Source organism: Photobacterium sanguinicancri (assembly GCF_002265265.1).
Taxonomy (GTDB): Bacteria; Pseudomonadota; Gammaproteobacteria; order Enterobacterales; family Vibrionaceae; genus Photobacterium; species Photobacterium sanguinicancri.
The window spans coordinates 21,968-40,949 of record NZ_NOIF01000005.1; the positions used below are offsets into that span (position 1 = coordinate 21,968).

Here is an 18,982-nt window from a genome sequence, read left to right on the forward strand (position 1 = left end):
ATGTAAATGAATATTGGTTCCGCAACGGCGTCTGGCCTTGATATCAACACGATGGTGAATAAAATTGTTGATTCTGAGCGTGCCCCGAAAGAAGCGCGGATCAATGAACAACGCGGACAAATCAGCACCACTATCAGTGCCTACGGGCAACTCAAAAGCTCCCTTGATGGCATGAAAAACATGATGGCAGACTTTCGCCGTAATGATGCCTTCTCTGCGCGTATGGTCACCGTTGATAACGATGAAGTACTTAACCCATCGGTTGATGCGGACGCTATTCCTGGTAAATACACCATTGATGTGCAGCAACTCGCACAGTCCCATAAAATTGTCTCAGGCTCATTTGATGAAAAAGACAAATTAGGTGCGGGTAAACTATCCATCGCCCTTGGCGGTAAGCATTTCAATGTAGAGATACCAGAAGACGAAAGTAAAGCCTTAGATGTGGTTCGCCATATTAATCGCCACCCCGCCAATACTGGGGTGATGGCGTCGTTAATTAAAGATGATGTAGGTACTCGCTTAGTCTTATCATCGGATAAACCCGGTGAAGATAACACTATTAAGGTCAGGGTTGATGCTCCCATTACGAGCACGCTGCAGAAGTTTGGGTTTAATCCTAATAATGAATTGAACTCGATGAGTGAAATGCAGGTCGCAAAAGACTCTAGAGTGTTGATTGATGGCTTAGCGGTTGTCACTAGCCAAAACAATGTGATTGAAGATGCGATTAAAGGGGTCGATCTCAATTTAGAAAAAGTGACGGATGGTATCGATGTTAAACCCGTAGTGGTTGAAGTCGCTTACGATCGTGACTCCGTTAGAGGCGCAATCGAGCAGTTTGTTCAAGCTTATAACCAATTTGAGAATACGTCTGAACGGCTCGCGAAATTTGATCCGCAAAGCCAAGAAAAAGGCCCATTAGTGGGTGACAGCATCGTTCGTATTTCAAATAATCAATTGCGTGCTGCATTTTCAACGCCGCTAGAAAAAGCACCTGAATCACTGTCAACGTTGAGTGAGCTTGGGATCAAGACCACCCTTGAAGGTAGCTTAGAAATTGATTACAAAGTGCTTGATAAGCACTTAGATAAGAACTTCAGTGATGTGGGTGAGTTTCTTGGTGGGCGAAACGGTTTTGCTCGTAAAATAGAAGAGTTGATCCACGCTCATACAGGGATCACTGGCAGTATTCGTAGCCGTGAAAATAGCTTAAATGACCAAGTGTTAGATCTTAATAACGATCAAGACAAGTTAGATCGACGCATGGACAGTGTGCAAAAGCGAACCTTTGATCAGTTTGCGGCAATGGATAATGCGATGGGTAAAATGCAGAGTCAATTTGGTTCAATGATGAGTATGATGCCACAGTAAAGTGACTTTGGTGTCGTGATAAAGAGATTTCAGTATGCAGCAATTAGATCAGCTAGATGAAAAGTTAGCCGCCTTATTGGCAACAAACACCGAGTTGGCAACAGAAACAGAGGTTGATTCTGAGCAGCTGCAGCAGTTATTACAGCAACGTGAAGTGTTGCTACAAGAATTAATGGCGCACCCAGAACGGTTGAATAAACCACAATGGCAAGCTGCCGTAGAAAGAACATCGTTGTTGCTTGAGCAGATCCGTTACCACAGGGACAGATCCGCCGGCCAACTTAAACGACTCCAGCACGGGCAACGCTCGATGCAGATTTATAATAAATTTCGGTAAGGTAAGTAATCATGGCAATGAGAGGCTCTCTTCAGGCTTATAAACGTGTATCCGTTGATAGCCAGCTAACATCAGCGACCCCACACCGTGTGGTACAAATGCTTATGGCTGGTGCTATCGAGCGTTTAATTCAAGGTAAAGCAGCCATGCAGCAAGGCTCTATTGCTGTGAAAGGTGAGCGTTTAGGTAAGGCATTGGACATCGTCATAAGCCTACGAGGCTGTTTATCAATGGAAGATGGTGGTGAAATTGCGACCAACCTTGATTCACTATATGACTTTATGATTCATCAGATCTCTACCGCCAATCAAAACAACGAACCTGAAAAACTGGACGACGTTGTTGATATTCTTCGAGAGATAAAATCTGCTTGGGATCAGATCCCAACTGAATTTCATTCAATGACACAGCTTGATAATTAAGCAACCACCTCGCAAAATTACTTCTGGTTTGTACTGGGGTCACAGGTTTTTGTCGTCCCCAGTTGCCATCTGCTGTGCATTTATTACAATAGGCAGTTATGAATTTTGGTAGCTGTTCCTTTTTAGAATACGCCACAAAATAAAATCCCCCATAAAGGCAGGCAGTTAGACCTATGCAAGGCTTAGCTAAAACTCTCGTTATTGATGACGATTTGCAGCACCGACATGACTTAAGTGTCATTTTAAATTTTGTGGGTGAACAGCATGAAGCCGTCTCAACAGGTGAAGTGCACAGTTCACTTTTAGATCAAGCCTGGGGAGCGTGTTTACTTGGTAAAATTAGCTCGCCAATTGCGCTGACCAAGATTTTGGATTTTCTTCAAATTCACCATCACATTCCAGTGATCGCATTATCAACACATAATAGTGAAGTCGCAGGCCTCTCAAACTATGTGGGTGAACTTGAATTACCGCTTCATTATCCTCAGCTGACAGATGCGTTACGCCATTGCCAAGAGTTTCTTGGTAAGCGTAGCTTCCATGTCCCTCAGCTTGGTAGGAAAAACACCTTATTCCGTAGCATGGTTGGTCGCAGTGAAAGCATCAGCCAAGTGCGTCATCTGACTGAACAAGTTTCAGCAACAGATGCGAGTGTCTTGATTTTAGGTGAGTCTGGTACGGGTAAAGAAGTTGTTGCTCGTAACATCCATTACCATTCATCTCGCGGTAAAGGCCCATTCGTCCCTGTAAACTGTGGCGCAATTCCACCTGATTTACTTGAAAGCGAACTGTTTGGCCATGAAAAAGGGGCGTTTACTGGAGCGATAGCTTCACGTAAGGGCCGTTTTGAATTAGCGGATGGCGGTACATTATTCCTTGATGAGATTGGTGATATGCCAATGTCGATGCAAGTGAAGTTACTGCGCGTACTGCAAGAGCGTAGCTTTGAACGCGTTGGTGGTAACCAAACGATTAAAGTTAACGTGCGCATTGTAGCGGCGACTCACCGTAACTTAGACGAGATGATAACTGCGAATCAGTTCCGTGAAGATTTGTATTATCGTCTCAATGTCTTCCCAATCGAAATGCCAGCGTTACGTGAACGTATCGAAGATACGCCATTATTATTACAAGAGTTACTGGCGCGTATGGAAGCTGAAGGGGCTAAGCCTATTCACTTTACACCCCGTGCCATTAATTCCTTAATGGAACATGATTGGCCGGGCAATGTGCGTGAACTAGCCAACTTAGTTGAACGCTTAATTATTTTGTACCCAGGTGAAATGGTGGATGTGAATCATCTACCGATGAAATATCGTTACAGCGAGTTACCTGACTTCCAACCAGAAGATAATAACTTCTTGTCGGTAGAAGATCAGGAGCGTGCAGCCTTAGCCGATATGTTTGCCTCTTCATTTGAAGATGAGTCTCACGATGACAATGCCGCGTTTAGTGATCTACCTCCTGAAGGACTTAACCTTAAAGAGATGCTTGCTGAACTTGAAATTGACATGATACGTCAAGCGCTTGACGCTCAAGGTGCGGTTGTTGCACGTGCTGCCGACATGTTAGGTATGCGTCGTACAACACTTGTTGAAAAAATGCGCAAATATGGCTTAAACAAAGCCAGCTAATCGAGTTAAAAATCGCGTGTCATTTTTATGACGCGCGTTATTACCTTCCTATAAAGCTCAATTCATTGAAAATCAACGTTTTTTATTGGCACGAAATATGCTTAATAGGGTTAAGTGTTAAATTATTTCGAGCTGAATCAAATTACGTATGGATCAACAAGAATCACCACTAGGCTCTTTGAGTCAACAGGTCAGTCGTTATAAGCAAGTATTGGATGTCTTGCCTGCAGGTGTGATCTTGTTAGACCCTATGGGATGTGTTTGCGAAGCGAATCCTGAAGCACAGCGCTTATTAGACACCCCGTTAGCGGGTGAACGTTGGTTTGATGTGATACAATGTGCCTTTTCACCGAAAGAAGATGATGGACATGAAGTTTCTTTACGTAATGGTCGTAAAGTAAAGCTTGCGATTTCAGCGTCCGATGCCGGGCAACTTATTCTGATCACCGATATGACAGAAACACGGTTACTGCAATCTCGTATCGGTGATATGCAGCGCATGTCGTCATTAGGGCGTATGGTTGCATCGCTTGCTCACCAAGTACGTACACCGTTATCGAGTGCCATGCTTTACGCATCTAACTTGTCATCACCGAATTTGAATGAACAAACTCGTGAGCGTTTTCAAACCAAGTTGGTGGATCGTTTACACGATCTTGAAAAGCAAGTGAATGACATGCTGTTATTTGCCAAAGGTGGTGATAACAAAGTTGTCGCGCCGTTTACGTTAGAAGCTTTACTCAATGAGCTTGAACCTATGGTTGAAGCGCAGATTCTTGCCCAGAAAATTGACTTTAGTATTGAGTGTGATGACGAAAGTTTACTGATTTTAGGCAACGCTAACGCCCTTGCGAGTGCGTTAAGTAACTTGATCACCAATGCGATTCAAATTGCGGGCAAAGAAAGCCAAGTGTCCTTGGTATGCCAAGCGAGCCAAGATCAGATCCACTTAAGTGTAATTGATAATGGACCTGGTATAGCATCTGACATGCAAACCAAAATATTAGAGCCCTTTTTCACCACTCGCCAACAAGGCACAGGCCTTGGTCTTGCCGTGGTTCAAATGGTGACTAAAGCACATAAAGGTCGCCTTTCGTTAGTATCGGAAGAGGGGCAAGGGGCATGTTTCACTGTTTCATTGCCAATGGCAGACACCGTTGCCACAGAGAGTGACCATGTTGCTCAGTACGCTGAAAATACCCCAATGGGAGAATTATAAATGAACACAAGCCGAGTCTTAGTTGTAGAAGATGATGAAGGTCTGCGTGAAGCACTCGTCGATACATTGGCCCTTGCAGGGTATCAATGGATAGAGGCGGACAGTGCAGAACAAGCGCTTTTGTTATTGAAATCTGAGTCGGTAGATATTGTGGTTTCAGACGTACAAATGGCTGGCATGGATGGCTTAGGTTTACTGCGTAATATCAAACAACATTGGCCTAAAATCCCAGTGTTGCTAATGACAGCGTACGCCAATATTGAAGATGCTGTTGCGGCGATGAAAGAAGGTGCTATCGATTACATGGCAAAGCCATTTGCGCCTGAAGTTTTGCTTAATATGGTGAGCCGTTACGCGCCCGTCAAAATGGAAAGCAACCAAGCGATTGTGGCTGATGAAAAAAGTTTAAAGTTGTTAGCATTAGCCGATAAAGTCGCTAAAACTGATGCCAGCGTAATGGTACTTGGCCCAAGTGGCTCCGGTAAGGAAGTGATGTCTCGCTATATTCATCAGCAATCTCATCGAAACACCAAACCATTTGTCGCCATTAACTGTGCTGCGATTCCTGACAATATGCTGGAAGCGACGTTATTTGGCTATGAAAAAGGGGCGTTCACGGGGGCAATTCAAGCTTGCCCTGGTAAATTTGAACAAGCACAAGGGGGAACTATTTTGCTGGATGAAATCAGCGAAATGGACCTGAACCTGCAAGTTAAATTATTACGTGTATTGCAAGAACGCGAGGTTGAGCGTTTAGGCAGCCGTAAGAGCATTAAGCTGGATGTACGCGTATTGGCAACCAGTAACCGTGATTTAAAACAGTATGTGTCTGAAGGTAACTTCCGTGAAGACTTATACTATCGCTTGAATGTATTCCCATTAGTTTGGCCTGCGCTGGCTGAACGTACTGGGGATATTTTGCCATTAGCGAAACATTTATTAGAGCGTCATTGCGTTAAACAAGGTAATGCTGTACCAACATTCACTGTTCAAGCTCAGCAGAAGTTATTGGACTATCAATGGCCTGGTAATGTGCGAGAGCTTGATAATGTTATCCAGCGAGCAATGATTTTAGCTAATGGCCCACAGATTGATGCTGATGCCATTTTGCTAGAAAGTTTAGACTGGCTTGATGCATGTAGTATCCAACCCGCGTACGATAACGCGTTAGCCCCAACAGTCAGCCCTGTTGCACAGCCTGTTTCTATGAATAATGTGGCAAGTTCAGGTAATAATGGTCGTGAAGGCTTAGGTAATGAGTTGCGGGAACAAGAGTTTACCATCATTCTAGACACGATTCATGCGTGCGAAGGTCGCCGAAAAGAGGTTGCCGAGCAATTGGGGATTAGCCCACGAACGCTTCGCTATAAATTGGCGAAAATGCGTGATGCAGGTATCGAAATCCCATTATAAGAGCGACCTAGTTAGCAAAGCAGATGCAATGGCATGACGTTTGATGTTTTATTGTCTGAAATGCGTGCTAATAAATCTCTCTGTCAATATAATGGCAAACACAATCAATATAATTACTACTCTCTCATTATCTTTAGATGTGCTTAGGTGCATCTTAGTGGGAGGGAGCCATGAGGTAGCGAATGAAAATCAGTGGTCTTCAATCTGAAATGCAAACCATGGCATTAGAAGCGCAGAACACGACACGTCCTGCGACAGCTCAGCAAGTGAATGCTGATTTTGGTGATTTACTTGGCGATGCCATTAAATCGGTAAACCAACTGCAAGGTGAGTCGAGTGCGTTACAGACTCGTTTTGATCAAGGCGACCGTAGTGTCAGCCTTTCCGACGTAATGATAGCCCGGAATAAATCCAGCGTTGCTTTTGAAGCAACCGTACAAGTGCGTAATAAGCTGGTGGAAACTTATAAAGAAATGATGAACATGCCAGTTTAATTCGGGAATTAATTCGTGTCTGAACAATCACAAAATCACGATCTGGCACTCGCTGGCAATAGTAGCTCAGCGGTTGTTTCAGCAGAGGGTGATCTTGAACTACAAAATCCAGATTTAGAGGCGAAAAGCGCTTCCAAGGTTGACGGTCTACTCGGCAACCTCGATTTGCTGCGTCAGGTTATCCTTGTCTTATCCGTCGCGATTTGCGTGTCGTTGATCGTGATGGTCGTGATGTGGATTAAAGAACCTGAAATGCGTCCACTCGGCACCTATCAGACTGAAGAGTTGATCCCAATTCTTGACCACTTTGACCAGCAAAAAATCACTTATGTTTTGGATGGCAATACTATCCGAGTGCAAAGCGATAATTATGCCTCCATTAAGCTTGAACTCTCTCGTGCTGGGCTTAATAACTCTGTTGCTGAAGGCGATGATATTCTGCTAAAAGACATGGGGTTTGGGGTATCGCAACGGTTAGAACAAGAGCGATTGAAATTAAGTCGTGAGCGACAACTTGCGCGGGCCATTGAACAAATTCGCCATGTCCGTAAAGCTCAAATCTTATTAGCGATGCCAAAACAAAGTGTATTTGTGCGTCATAATCAAGAAGCGACGGCGACGGTATTTTTGACCTTGTCATCGAATACGTCTCTGGGCCAGCAAGAAGTCGACTCGATCGTTGACATGGTAGCAACGGCAGTACCTAGCCTTAAGCCAACACGTGTTACGGTGACCGATCAACATGGTCGTTTACTGAGTTCAGGTACCGAAGACCCATCGGCAACGGCTAAACGTAAAGAATACGAGCACGAACAAAAGCAAGAAAGAGCGCTACGTGACAAGATCGACTCTATCTTAATTCCTGTTTTAGGTCTGGGTAACTACACCTCACAGGTGGATGTATCTCTCGATTTTAGTGCGATAGAAGAAACACGGAAAAAATTCGACCCCTCAACGCCATCAACGCGTAGCGAATACACATTAGAAGATTACAATAACGGTAATATTGTTGCTGGTATTCCAGGTGCTCTGAGTAACCAACCGCCTGCTGATGCGTCTATCCCTCAGGATGTACGTGATTTACAGAGTGGCAAGGGATCGAACAATGGCAAAGTACACCGTGAAGCCACGCGTAACTTTGAGCTTGATACCACCATCAGCCATAAACGTGCTCAAACGGGGGTTATTAGCCGACAAACCGTTTCTGTGGCAGTTGATTACAAAAATGTCACCAATCCAGAAACGGGTGAGGTGACACGAGTCCCCGTTAGTGAAGCTGAATTACAAAAAATTCGTCGTTTGCTAATGGGTGGCGTTGGTTTCGCTGAGTACCGTGGTGACATGCTAGAAGTCATTTCAGTACCGTTTGCGCTCCCTGAACAACCTGTATTGGCCGATCTTCCTATCTGGGAACACGAAAACTTTAATACATGGGTACGCTGGCTAGCTGCGGCACTGGTGATCATCGTGGTCTTGATGACGCTGGTTCGTCCTGCTATGCGTAAGCTGCTGTACCCGAACCAATCTGAAGATGGCACGCCATTGGATGAACATGGTTTACCTATCATTAATCGGGATAGCGATGGCCTAGGCCTTATTGGCTCTGATTTAGACGGTAGTGATGGTTTTGATCTCAGCAGTAGTGGATTAGATTTACCGAACTTGCACAAAGATGAAGACTTACTGAAAGCCGTTCGTGCCTTAGTGGCGAATGAACCAGATCTTGCGGCGCAGGTCGTGAAAACGTGGGTAAATGAAGATGGCTGATGAAGCTGACAAAATAGATGAAAAAAAGTTTGATGTAACCAGCTTATCAGGTACTGAAAAAGCCGCGATTTTATTGCTTAGTTTAAGTGAGCAAGATGCAGCAAGCATCATCCGTCATTTTGAACCCAAACAGGTTCAGCGTGTTGGTGGCATCATGGCGAGCATGAACGATTTAAGCCAAGAAAAACTGTCTGCCGTTCATCGTAATTTTCTAGAAGATATCCAAAAATACACCAGTATTGGTATGGGTAGCGAAGACTTCGTACGAAATGCCTTGGTAGCAGCACTGGGTGAAGATAAAGCCAATAACTTGGTCGATCAGATCCTTATGGGCAGTGGTTCTCGAGGTTTGGACTCTTTGAAATGGATGGACCCTCGTCAGGTGGCAAGTATCATCTTAAACGAGCACCCACAGATCCAAACGATTGTACTGTCGTATTTAGAGCCTGAACAGTCAGCCGAAATATTAGCCCAGTTCCCTGAACGTGTTCGCCTTGATCTTATGATGCGTATTGCCAACCTTGAAGAAGTTCAGCCAGCAGCATTGCACGAGCTAAACGACATCATGGAGAAACAATTTGCGGGTCAAGCGGGTGCGCAAGCAGCGAAAATTGGCGGCTTGAAAGCAGCGGCAGAAATTATGAACTACCTCGACAACAATGTTGAAGGTTTGTTGATGGATCAAATTCGCGATAATGATGAAGACATGGCAACCCAAATCCAAGACTTGATGTTTGTGTTTGATAACCTTGCAGAAGTTGACGATCGTGGTATTCAAGCCTTGCTACGCGATGTTCCACAAGAGCTACTGCAAAAAGCCCTTAAAGGGGCTGATGATCTGCTGCGTGATAAAATCTTACGTAACATGTCGAAGCGTGCAGCTGAAATGCTGCAAGACGACCTTGAAGCCATGGGACCAATTCGTGTGGCAGATGTAGAATCGGCACAAAAAGAAATTCTATCTATCGCTCGTCGCCTCGCTGATGCTGGAGAGCTGATGCTGTCGGGTGGTGGTGGTGATGAGTTCTTATAAGTGATGAGCCGTAGCTATCTAATCAATAATCTAGCTGGAATCCAACAAGGCGGAGTATTTAATGAGCACTGATCGCCGTCGTGGATTTATGCGTGTTTCAGAGCACCAAGCACAAGAACTTGAGCGCTGGGCGTTTCCCGATTATGCCGAGGAACAGTTAGAGCCGCGTGATAACGCGATGAACTATGATCCGCAGTGGGAACCTGAACCATTAGAGCCAGAAGAAGAGCCTGGTCCTCCGCCATTAACCGCGGCAGATTTAGACGACATTCGCCAATCGGCTTATGAAGAAGGATTAACCGAAGGGCGCACCTCAGGTCATGCTGAAGGTTTTGACATCGGCAAGCAAGAAGGGCTTGAATCAGGTTTACTTGAAGGCCGAGAGCAAGGCCACGCCGAAGGTCTCCAACAAGGCCAAACTGAAATATCAGCCCATGTTGCAGCCTTGGTGAAACTGGCTGAACAGCTAGCGACGCCGTTACAACAACTTGATGGTGAAGTTGAAAATCAAATGGTTGCCATGGTCACCAGTTTGGCGAAAGAGCTGATCCGAGTTGAAGTGCAAACTAACCCACAAGTGATCTTACAAACCGTACGTGAAGTGATTGCCGAATTACCAATGGCAGGGCGTACGATTACCTTACAACTACACCCTGATGATCTCGCAATTGTACGTGATGCCTATAACGAAGATGATCTTGCCGATCGCCAATGGAAGCTACAAGCTGAGCCAGCCATGAATCGTGGCGATCTTCATGTTCAGTCTGGTGACTCTAATGTCGATTTCTTTATGGACGATCGCATTCGCCAGCTATTAGAGCAATTTCAAGGTGTTAATAAACAACATGGTGGTGAGTAATGTCATCACCTTACTCTGAGCATCCGCTAACGGATGATCCGCAACAGCCTTTACCACATCAAGCTGGCGTTACTGGTCAAGTGAAAGAAAACCAGCAAGGCTTTGATCAACAAAGCTCGGATCTACAAAGTACCAATCCACAAAGCAGCGATCTACAAAGTACCGATCTACAAAGTGCTGAGCCGCAAACTGACGCAGCACTTTTTTCAACACCTGTCACGCCCGCTCATATTTCCCCTAATTTATCGGAAAAGCTAGCTAAGTATAAAACAAAAGGCTTAGCCACTCGGCCTGTTGCCTCAGGACGATTAGTTCGTGTGGTTGGTTTAACACTAGAGGCTATTGGCTGTCGTGCGCCTGTTGGAAGCTTATGCAAAGTGGAAACGCTTAAAGGGGAAATGGAAGCCGAAGTGGTTGGTTTCTCTGGTGATACCTTGTTTTTGATGCCAAGCGAGCAACTTGCTGGGATCATGCCGGGCGCAAAAGTGACGCCAATTACAGAAGCCGCAGGCATTCCTGTTGGAATGGAACTGCTTGGCCGCGTGATTGATGGCGTGGGTAATCCTCTTGATGGGTTAGGTGATATTTTTACCGCGAAACGTGCCGCTTTTAATGCAGAACCGATCAACCCCTTATCACGCAAGCCAATCAAAGAGCCGCTTGATGTTGGCCTTAAAGCGATCAATGGATTATTAACCGTTGGTAAAGGGCAACGCATTGGTTTATTTGCAGGTTCTGGTGTGGGTAAATCTGTGACTTTAGGCATGATGACCCGAGGTACAACTGCACAGGTTGTGGTGGTTGGCTTGATCGGCGAACGTGGTCGTGAGGTAAAAGAATTTATTGATGAAATTCTTGGTCTGGAAGGACGAGCGCGTGCGGTTGTGGTTGCGGCTCCTGCCGATGCTTCGCCACTAATGCGCTTAAAAGGTTGCCAGACAGCCCTGACGATTGCGGAATACTTCCGTGACCAAGGGTTAGATGTTTTGTTATTAATGGATTCGCTGACGCGTTTTGCCCAAGCGCAGCGTGAAATAGCCTTATCTGTGGGTGAGCCTCCAGCAACCAAAGGTTATCCACCATCGGTCTTTGCTAAATTGCCTGCTTTGGTAGAACGTGCCGGTAACGGCAATGAAAACCAAGGGTCTATTACGGCTTTTTTCACCGTATTAACGGAAGGTGATGACTTACAAGATCCGATCGCCGATGCTTCGCGAGCGATTTTGGATGGTCACATAGTACTGTCCCGTGAAATGGCCGATGCAGGGCATTACCCTGCGATTGACGTTGAGCGTTCGGTGAGCCGTGTTATGCCAGCCATTGTCGATGACGAGCACATGTTGATGTCAAAAGCTGTTCGCCAAGTGTTATCGATTTGCCGTAAAAACCAGGATTTAGTGTCGATAGGGGCTTACAAACCGGGTACTGATCCCGCCATTGACCAAGCTTTCTTGTTGAAGCCCAAACTCGATATGTACTTGCAGCAGCAGATGAAAGAATCTGTACCGTACCAAATGTGTGTCAATATGCTCAGAAGTACTCTCAGCGGATAATTTTAAAATTGATCGTTTATGCCTAACAGTGCCTTACAACTTATCCTAGAACGCGCCAAAGAGGATGAGCACCAAGCTTCTTTAGCGCTAAATAACGCCCGTAATGAGCGTGATAACTATTTAGTTCAACTTCAACAAATTGAACAATATCGCTTAGATTATTGTAAGCAACTCTCCAGCCGAGGCCAGGCTGGCCTAACCGCTAGTAATTATAATCACTTACAAAAATTCCTTACTCAGCTTGATGAAACGTTGGCGAAGCAGAGAATGGCAGGGGCGCAATTTGACGAACAAGTGAATGCTTGTAGTGAATACTGGCAAGAGGTCAGAAAAAAGCGCCGCTCCATTGAGTGGCTACTAGAAAAAAAGCAAACCGAACGCCAACAGATGTTGGATAAACAAGAGCAAAAAATGATGGATGAATTTTCAACCTTACAATTTGCTCGTCGCCATTTACGCTGATCATCACGAGTTGAGTGTATAGCTTGAATAGACGATTAAGAGCATCATTCATAGTGGCTTGATTATTGCATGGTATTTGCATTCATTGTACCGTGCTTTTTTTCTTGTTGATGAGTGTTTATGAGCCTGTCTAGCTTAATGCCTTTTAATTTTTCTTCTGTTTCTAAAGCTGCGCCTAATGGGGCGAATCCAGCATCTTCAGATACTGAAGGTGGAAGTGATTTTTCCGAAGAATTACAACAAGCTAGTGCGTCGTCGTCACCGTCAGCATTAAAAAAACAACTAAGTAGTGGTGACGCTGTTTCTGATACTTCTGAACATGCGGTAAAGAGCAGTGGCGAGAAACTGACGTCTGATGATTCAGTCGAGTCTGCTGAAACCGTAGCTAAGAGTGCCGACCTTGAATTAGGGCAAATTGATGGCGAACTTGCAGCCAAAGATGAGGCTAAAGCCGTCACATCTGTTCAGCAAGTTATTGATACAGATAGTAATGACGATATTTCTGATGATGTGCTACAAGTTGAGGCAGTTACTTCTGGTCAGGCTGGCAATACCAAAGTTAGTACGGTAGAGAATATACCACTAAGCCAAGCAAAGCAGCAGACAATGACAGAAGGGGAAGCCTTTTTAAATCAGATGGATGCAGCGAATAAGCAGTTGTCAGCAAAAGAGTTAAATACCCCAAATCAGCCTTCAGCAAATGATGTTGATGGCAACTCCTTGCCAGTTGGTACGGCATTAGTTGCTGGCCAATCGCTAGGCGAAGCTCCTGTTGATGGTGCTATTGATGCCCCAATTAATGGTTCTATTGGTACTTCTGTTGATAGCGCTGAATTGCAAGGCCAAACAGAAGCTGCAGATACAGAATCACTAGCGCATGTCTTTAACTCCTCAGCAGTGAATAGTAACGTAACAGCCGCAAATGTGGGTGATGCCTCCGTGACCAGCAGTGAAGCGGAAGCAGTTGTGAATGGAACGGCTTCAGGGGCGACAGAGGCAAGCCAAGCTGTCGCGGCATCTGGTGCCATTGGTGTTGCTGCGACCAATAATGTAAACGGTGAGCCTGTTATTACCGACGCGAGTGATACCACAACAGAACAGGTATCAGGAAAAGCGAGCGGTGCTGCGGTGTTAGCGAATGGTACAACAGCGAGTACTCCATCGGCGGGTACGGCACATATTCCATGGTCTTCCAGTGCAGTTATGGCCCCAAGCACGATGGACGCTGGTGGCGTATCAAGCGCGAACTTAGCGGGTGGTCTTGCTGTCGGAGTCAGTGCAGGAGTCAGTACTGGTATAGGTATCGGCGCTGAAGCTGTAACGCCAACGGATGGTTCAAGCCAAGAAATGGATCACGCTGCGGCAATGTTGGCAGGAGGGGCGATTGTTGCCAATACAGCTGATGGACAACAAGACTCAACAGCAAATATACAAGCAAATGAGTCAGCCGCGGCAATAACGAATAACGTGACCGCGGGAAGCCTGACCATGCAGCAAGCAGCAAAAGCGGATGCATTGGCACAAGCTCAAACCCCCATTCAGTTAACCAAAGATCACGGTGGTGATGAGTTGGCCGAAAAAGTGAATATCATGCTGTCGAAAAATTTAAAGCATGTTGATATTCGGTTAGACCCGCCAGAGTTGGGTAAAGTACAAATCAAATTATCTATGAATCAAGATCAGGCATCGGTTCAATTTACAGCAGCGAATGCACAAACCCGTGAGTTATTGGAGCATTCTATGCCGCGTTTGCGTGAGTTACTTCACCAGCAAGGTATGCAGCTAGCACAAACCTCGGTGCAACAAGACACCAGCCGTCAGCAGTCAGGCGGACAAGCTTTCGCTGGTCAGCAAGGCCAACACACCAATGGGCAAGATGGCTCAAATGGTGGACAGCAGCGTGGCGGCACATCAGGCCAAGGACATGGTCAAGGTGATGGGCATTGGGGTGCGGGTGACGGACAATCGCTAGAAATGTATGCAACACCATCAAACGATCGTGTCGATTACTATGCTTAAGCTGAAAAATACACGACAATAGGCGTAATGGATTGGCTTAGGTTTAATAAAGAATAAAAGAGGAAGCATGGCGGACGAGTTACAAGAAACGGGCAAAAAGAAGAAGCTCATTATCATTATAGTGGCTGTAGTTGTTCTTCTTCTCGGTGGTGGTGCCGCTGCATGGTTCATGATGGGCGATGATACGCCTGCTGCCGTTGAGTCAGTTAATACTCCAGCACAAGCGACAAAAACTGAGCCTGCGTATTACGTGACTTTGCCACAGCCTTTTATCTTTAATGTGACAGGTGATAAGCGTGATCGCCTTGTTCAAGTTAAAGTGCAATTAATGGTGCGAGGTGACGATAATGAATCAACCGCTAAACAACATGTTCCTTTGATTGAAAGTACCCTGTTGCAGACATTCGGTGCTGCGACAGTAGAAGAATTACGCACGCCAAATGGTCGCGTTGAATTACGTGAAAAAGCGCGCGAATCTGTGCAAGGTGCGCTGCAAAAAGTCTCGGGCCGACAAGTGGTCGAGCGTGTTTTATTTACTGGCTTTGTAATGCAATAGGTTCAATGTGAGTGATCTATTAACCCAAGACGAAATTGATGCGCTCTTACATGGTGTTGATGACGTAGAAGATGATGATGATCTAGACGATGGTGGCTCCTCCAATGCCACGACGTTCGATTTTTCATCGCAAGATCGTATTGTTCGTGGGCGGATGCCTACGCTTGAGTTGATCAATGAACGCTTCGCCCGACATATGCGTATTAGCTTGTTTAATATGCTGCGTAAAACGGCTGAAGTGTCGATCAATGGCGTGCAAATGATCAAATTTGGTGAATACCAAAACACCTTATACGTTCCAACCAGTTTGAACATGGTTCGCTTTCGTCCGCTAAAAGGGACAGGACTGATTACCATGGAAGCGCGTTTAGTTTTCATCTTGGTAGAAAACTTCTTTGGTGGGGATGGACGTTTCCACGCAAAAATTGAAGGGCGTGAATTTACCCCTACCGAGCGCCGTATTGTTCAAATGCTATTGAAACTCGTATTTGAAGATTACCGCGAGGCATGGTCGCCAGTAATGGGGGTTGAGTTTGAGTATCTCGATTCTGAAGTTAACCCAACCATGGCGAACATTGTCAGCCCAACTGAAGTGATCGTAGTGAGTTCGTTCCATATTGAAGTGGATGGCGGTGGCGGTGATTTTCACGTGGTCATGCCATACTCCATGGTTGAGCCTATTCGTGAATTGTTGGATGCGGGTGTGCAATCCGACAAAATGGATACTGATGTTCGCTGGAGTAAAGCATTGCGTGATGAAATCATGGACGTACCAGTGAATATGCGTGCCAAATTATTGGATGTGAATTTGTCACTGCGTGATTTGATGGAACTGCAAACGGGTGATGTGATCCCAATTGATATGCCAGAAGCGGCAACTGTGTTTGTTGAAGATCTACCAACATATCGCGCAAAAATGGGTAAATCAGGCGATAACGTCGCGTTAAAAATTACCGAAAAACTAAAACGACCAGATATGGTGAAAACTGATCTGGCTTTCCTTGATCGTGATGCACTTGGTACCGCGTTGATGGAAATTAATAATGAAGACTAACGATAGGTGTAATCATGTCTCAAAATGATCAACAAATCGCAGATGACTGGGCTGCAGCGCTTGCGGAGCAAGCTGACGACGAAACAGTACAGGCTGCGCCACTTGAAGAGTTAACTGACGAGAGTACACCAATTACGGAAGATGAACGCCGTAAGCTTGATAGCATCATGGATATTCCGGTGACTATCTCAATGGAAGTCGGTCGCACCCAGATTAGTATTCGTAACTTACTGCAATTAAACCAAGGTTCAGTGGTGGAATTGGATCGTATCGCTGGTGAGTCTTTGGATGTGATGGTAAACGGCACATTGATTGCACACGGTGAAGTGGTCGTGGTGAATGATAAATTTGGTATTCGTCTTACTGATGTCATCAGTCAAACTGAACGTATTAAGAAACTACGTTAATGCTGTGGCGTAAATTGAGTAAAATGGTTGACCTGCGAATGACGAAAATACTGCTTTCAGTGCTACTTGCTAGCTTATCTTTACCAGCAATGGCAGCCCCACCAGAAGTGAATCTTGCGACGACATTAGCATCACTGCTGTTAGTCATTATGTTGATTTTAGTGCTAGGTTGGCTACTAAAACGCTTACGTTTGCCTTCGATCCAAGGCGATAACAATATGAAAATTGTTAAGCAGCTAACAGTGGGACAAAAAGAACGTATTTTGTTGCTACAGGTCGGTGATGAGCAGCTATTAGTTGGGGTGACTCAGCATAATATTTCGTTACTGAATAAGTTGGAACAACCACTTCCAGAGCCTGTGGTTACTCGTCCCGAGTTTGCTAGTCAACTGGGCAAAATATTAAAAAACGACGCTAAAACGAAATGATAAAAAATAGCCTAGTGGCTGCATTGTTGGCAGCGTGTACTTTCTTTTTCAGTGTTTCAGCATGGGCATCCGTAGAAAATGGTACGGTAAGTGTCACTGAGCAAGCTATGCAAAGCGAGCAAGGTGCATCGCATATGGTGGCTAAGCGAAATGGCACGGGGATTCCTGCTTTTTCCGTTAGCGTGAACCCTGACGGTACGGAAGATTACTCGGTCACTTTGCAAATACTGGGCTTGATGACAGCACTGGGTTTTTTACCCGCTATCATTATTTTGATGACCTCGTTTACCCGTATCGTGGTAGTCATGTCTATCTTGCGTCAAGCCATGGGTTTGCAACAGACGCCATCGAATCAGGTGATTATTGGCATCGCATTGTTCATGACATTTTATGTTATGTCACCAGTGATCGATAAAATAAATACCCAAGCTGTTCAGCCGTACATCAATGAAGAAATAAATGCAGAACAAGCATTTACTGCTGCACAAGATCCACTGCGTCAGTTTATGTTGAAGCAAACTCGGGTGAAAGATCTTGAAAGCTTCGTCAATATGTCTGGCTCATCGGCGACAGATCCACAAGAAGTGCCGATGACAGTCTTGATCCCTGCGTTCATTACGTCAGAGCTAAAAACCGCATTCCAAATTGGTTTCATGTTGTTTTTACCATTTTTGATTATTGACCTTGTTGTTGCTTCCGTCTTGATGGCCATGGGTATGATGATGCTATCACCTATGATTGTCTCTTTGCCGTTTAAACTCATGCTGTTTGTATTGGTCGACGGTTGGAACTTGATCCTGTCAACGCTCGCGGGCAGTTTTGGCACTTAGCCAGTAGAGAGTACGCATGACACCTGAAGCTTTTGTCGAAATATTCCAAGATGCACTCTACATGGTTTTAATCATGGTATGCATGATTGTAATACCGGGCCTATTGGTGGGCTTGGTTGTTGCTGTTTTTCAAGCCGCAACCTCAATCAACGAACAAACCTTGAGCTTCTTGCCTCGTTTGATTGCCACTTTGTTAGCATTAATGCTCTTTGGGCATGCGATGACAACCATGCTCATGGACTATTTTTTCCGCGTGATTGAGCGGATCCCGCAGTTACTCTATTAGTGACTCAAATTATGACAATGGAACACGCGTAAACGATGCACTATCCAGCGACAATGATCCTCGATTGGATGGCGAATTATTTTTGGCCATTTATCCGCATCTCATCGATGTTAATGTCGATGACGTTTTTTGGCGCGCGCTTTGTTTCACCTAAGATTCGTTTATATCTTGCGGTGACTATTACGATAGCGGTGATGCCTGCATTACCTGCCGTTCCGCAAGATATTGAAGTCATGTCTTTTCAAGGTTTTCTGATCATTGCCCAGCAAGTCATTATTGGTGTTTCAATGGGATTTGTGACTCAGTTTGTAAGCCAAACCTTTGTCTTACTTGGCCAGATTCTAGGTATGCAATCGAGTTTGGGTTTTGCATCTATGGTCGATCCGGCAAACGGTCAAAATACGCCCGTGCTTGGTCAGTTATTCATGATGTTTGCACTCATGCTGTTCTTGTCGACTGACGGCCATTTAGTGATGCTACAAATGGTGATCATGAGCTTCACGACCTTGCCTATCGGGAAAGGGATGTTGGAAGCGGGGGATTATTATCAGCTCGCTGGTTGGTTTGGTTTAATGTTTAAAGCGGCACTGAACATGGCATTAGCTGGGATTATCGCCCTAATGACAGTGAATTTAGCCTTTGGTGTTATGACGCGTGCTGCACCACAGTTAAACATTTTTGCATTAGGTTTTTCTTTTGCGTTATTGCTGGGCTTAACCATTGCTTGGTTCTTAGTCTTAGGGATGTTGCCACACTATGAGTATCAGTGGCAGCTTGGTGTTGACCAGGTTTGTAGCCTGATCCGTTTAGATTGTTAATCCAGTAGGTTAGAAGC

20 protein-coding genes are annotated in these 18,982 nt (G+C 45.2%); all 20 read left to right on the plus strand.

Going from position 1 to position 18,982, the window contains the following annotated elements; all coding sequences use genetic code 11:
- Window positions 1-6 precede the first annotated feature (6 nt).
- The gene (fliD, locus tag ASV53_RS01780) at window positions 7-1,374 is read left to right on the plus strand and encodes a flagellar filament capping protein FliD (protein WP_094955861.1); all 1,368 of its coding nucleotides are present in this window, start codon (window positions 7-9) and stop codon (window positions 1,372-1,374) included.
- 34 nt (window positions 1,375-1,408) lie between these two features.
- Window positions 1,409-1,711: a hypothetical protein gene (locus tag ASV53_RS01785; RefSeq protein ID WP_062688109.1), complete on the plus strand. Its 303-nt coding sequence runs from the start codon at window positions 1,409-1,411 to the stop codon at window positions 1,709-1,711.
- A gap of 17 nt (window positions 1,712-1,728) precedes the next feature.
- Entirely contained in the window at window positions 1,729-2,133 is a 405-nt protein-coding gene (fliS, locus tag ASV53_RS01790) for a flagellar export chaperone FliS (RefSeq protein ID WP_062688160.1), read from the plus strand.
- Between the two features lie 173 nt (window positions 2,134-2,306).
- Complete coding sequence (locus ASV53_RS01795) at window positions 2,307-3,767, plus strand: sigma-54 dependent transcriptional regulator (protein WP_094955862.1); 1,461 nt, start codon at window positions 2,307-2,309, stop codon at window positions 3,765-3,767.
- A gap of 148 nt (window positions 3,768-3,915) precedes the next feature.
- Window positions 3,916-4,986, plus strand: a complete 1,071-nt coding sequence (locus ASV53_RS01800; RefSeq protein WP_094955863.1) for a sensor histidine kinase — start codon at window positions 3,916-3,918, stop codon at window positions 4,984-4,986.
- Complete coding sequence (locus ASV53_RS01805) at window positions 4,987-6,399, plus strand: sigma-54-dependent transcriptional regulator (RefSeq protein WP_094955864.1); 1,413 nt, start codon at window positions 4,987-4,989, stop codon at window positions 6,397-6,399.
- Window positions 6,400-6,581: 182 nt separating this feature from the next.
- Complete coding sequence (gene fliE, locus ASV53_RS01810; protein ID WP_062688113.1) at window positions 6,582-6,893, plus strand: flagellar hook-basal body complex protein FliE; 312 nt, start codon at window positions 6,582-6,584, stop codon at window positions 6,891-6,893.
- Between the two features lie 15 nt (window positions 6,894-6,908).
- Entirely contained in the window at window positions 6,909-8,660 is a 1,752-nt protein-coding gene (fliF, locus tag ASV53_RS01815; RefSeq protein ID WP_094955865.1) for a flagellar basal-body MS-ring/collar protein FliF, read from the plus strand.
- Complete coding sequence (fliG, locus tag ASV53_RS01820) at window positions 8,653-9,693, plus strand: flagellar motor switch protein FliG (RefSeq protein ID WP_062688116.1); 1,041 nt, start codon at window positions 8,653-8,655, stop codon at window positions 9,691-9,693. Before fliF ends, fliG begins: the two co-directional genes overlap by 8 nt.
- A 61-nt stretch (window positions 9,694-9,754) precedes the next feature.
- Entirely contained in the window at window positions 9,755-10,552 is a 798-nt protein-coding gene (fliH, locus tag ASV53_RS01825; protein WP_094955866.1) for a flagellar assembly protein FliH, read from the plus strand.
- A gap of 230 nt (window positions 10,553-10,782) precedes the next feature.
- Entirely contained in the window at window positions 10,783-12,105 is a 1,323-nt protein-coding gene (fliI, locus tag ASV53_RS01830; RefSeq protein ID WP_062688162.1) for a flagellar protein export ATPase FliI, read from the plus strand.
- 18 nt (window positions 12,106-12,123) lie between these two features.
- The gene (gene fliJ / locus ASV53_RS01835; protein ID WP_062688118.1) at window positions 12,124-12,567 is read left to right on the plus strand and encodes a flagellar export protein FliJ; all 444 of its coding nucleotides are present in this window, start codon (window positions 12,124-12,126) and stop codon (window positions 12,565-12,567) included.
- A 120-nt stretch (window positions 12,568-12,687) separates the two neighbouring features.
- Window positions 12,688-14,586, plus strand: a complete 1,899-nt coding sequence (locus ASV53_RS01840) for a flagellar hook-length control protein FliK (RefSeq protein ID WP_094955867.1) — start codon at window positions 12,688-12,690, stop codon at window positions 14,584-14,586.
- A gap of 67 nt (window positions 14,587-14,653) precedes the next feature.
- The gene (gene fliL / locus ASV53_RS01845; protein WP_094955868.1) at window positions 14,654-15,142 is read left to right on the plus strand and encodes a flagellar basal body-associated protein FliL; all 489 of its coding nucleotides are present in this window, start codon (window positions 14,654-14,656) and stop codon (window positions 15,140-15,142) included.
- A gap of 7 nt (window positions 15,143-15,149) precedes the next feature.
- The gene (gene fliM, locus ASV53_RS01850; RefSeq protein ID WP_062688125.1) at window positions 15,150-16,196 is read left to right on the plus strand and encodes a flagellar motor switch protein FliM; all 1,047 of its coding nucleotides are present in this window, start codon (window positions 15,150-15,152) and stop codon (window positions 16,194-16,196) included.
- A 14-nt stretch (window positions 16,197-16,210) separates the two neighbouring features.
- Window positions 16,211-16,603 (plus strand): flagellar motor switch protein FliN, encoded by a 393-nt coding sequence (fliN, locus tag ASV53_RS01855; RefSeq protein WP_062688127.1) that lies wholly within the window; start codon window positions 16,211-16,213, stop codon window positions 16,601-16,603.
- A 38-nt stretch (window positions 16,604-16,641) separates the two neighbouring features.
- Window positions 16,642-17,031: a flagellar biosynthetic protein FliO gene (gene fliO / locus ASV53_RS01860; protein ID WP_094955888.1), complete on the plus strand. Its 390-nt coding sequence runs from the start codon at window positions 16,642-16,644 to the stop codon at window positions 17,029-17,031.
- Entirely contained in the window at window positions 17,028-17,861 is an 834-nt protein-coding gene (fliP, locus tag ASV53_RS01865; RefSeq protein ID WP_062688129.1) for a flagellar type III secretion system pore protein FliP, read from the plus strand. Before fliO ends, fliP begins: the two co-directional genes overlap by 4 nt.
- Before the next feature lie 16 nt (window positions 17,862-17,877).
- The gene (gene fliQ, locus ASV53_RS01870; RefSeq protein WP_062688131.1) at window positions 17,878-18,147 is read left to right on the plus strand and encodes a flagellar biosynthesis protein FliQ; all 270 of its coding nucleotides are present in this window, start codon (window positions 17,878-17,880) and stop codon (window positions 18,145-18,147) included.
- Window positions 18,148-18,182: 35 nt separating this feature from the next.
- Window positions 18,183-18,965, plus strand: a complete 783-nt coding sequence (fliR, locus tag ASV53_RS01875; protein ID WP_094955869.1) for a flagellar biosynthetic protein FliR — start codon at window positions 18,183-18,185, stop codon at window positions 18,963-18,965.
- The last annotated feature ends 17 nt before the right edge of the window (window positions 18,966-18,982 follow it).

Coding starts and splice junctions, on each gene's coding strand:
- fliD (WP_094955861.1), top strand. CDS start 7: ATGAATATTGGTTCCGCAACGGCGTCTGGCCTTGATATCAACACGATG.
- ASV53_RS01785 (WP_062688109.1), top strand. CDS start 1,409: ATGCAGCAATTAGATCAGCTAGATGAAAAGTTAGCCGCCTTATTGGCA.
- fliS (WP_062688160.1), top strand. CDS start 1,729: ATGAGAGGCTCTCTTCAGGCTTATAAACGTGTATCCGTTGATAGCCAG.
- ASV53_RS01795 (WP_094955862.1), top strand. CDS start 2,307: ATGCAAGGCTTAGCTAAAACTCTCGTTATTGATGACGATTTGCAGCAC.
- ASV53_RS01800 (WP_094955863.1), top strand. CDS start 3,916: ATGGATCAACAAGAATCACCACTAGGCTCTTTGAGTCAACAGGTCAGT.
- ASV53_RS01805 (WP_094955864.1), top strand. CDS start 4,987: ATGAACACAAGCCGAGTCTTAGTTGTAGAAGATGATGAAGGTCTGCGT.
- fliE (WP_062688113.1), top strand. CDS start 6,582: ATGAAAATCAGTGGTCTTCAATCTGAAATGCAAACCATGGCATTAGAA.
- fliG (WP_062688116.1), top strand. CDS start 8,653: ATGGCTGATGAAGCTGACAAAATAGATGAAAAAAAGTTTGATGTAACC.
- fliH (WP_094955866.1), top strand. CDS start 9,755: ATGAGCACTGATCGCCGTCGTGGATTTATGCGTGTTTCAGAGCACCAA.
- fliJ (WP_062688118.1), top strand. CDS start 12,124: ATGCCTAACAGTGCCTTACAACTTATCCTAGAACGCGCCAAAGAGGAT.
- ASV53_RS01840 (WP_094955867.1), top strand. CDS start 12,688: ATGAGCCTGTCTAGCTTAATGCCTTTTAATTTTTCTTCTGTTTCTAAA.
- fliL (WP_094955868.1), top strand. CDS start 14,654: ATGGCGGACGAGTTACAAGAAACGGGCAAAAAGAAGAAGCTCATTATC.
- fliN (WP_062688127.1), top strand. CDS start 16,211: ATGTCTCAAAATGATCAACAAATCGCAGATGACTGGGCTGCAGCGCTT.
- fliO (WP_094955888.1), top strand. CDS start 16,642: ATGACGAAAATACTGCTTTCAGTGCTACTTGCTAGCTTATCTTTACCA.
- fliP (WP_062688129.1), top strand. CDS start 17,028: ATGATAAAAAATAGCCTAGTGGCTGCATTGTTGGCAGCGTGTACTTTC.
- fliQ (WP_062688131.1), top strand. CDS start 17,878: ATGACACCTGAAGCTTTTGTCGAAATATTCCAAGATGCACTCTACATG.
- fliR (WP_094955869.1), top strand. CDS start 18,183: ATGCACTATCCAGCGACAATGATCCTCGATTGGATGGCGAATTATTTT.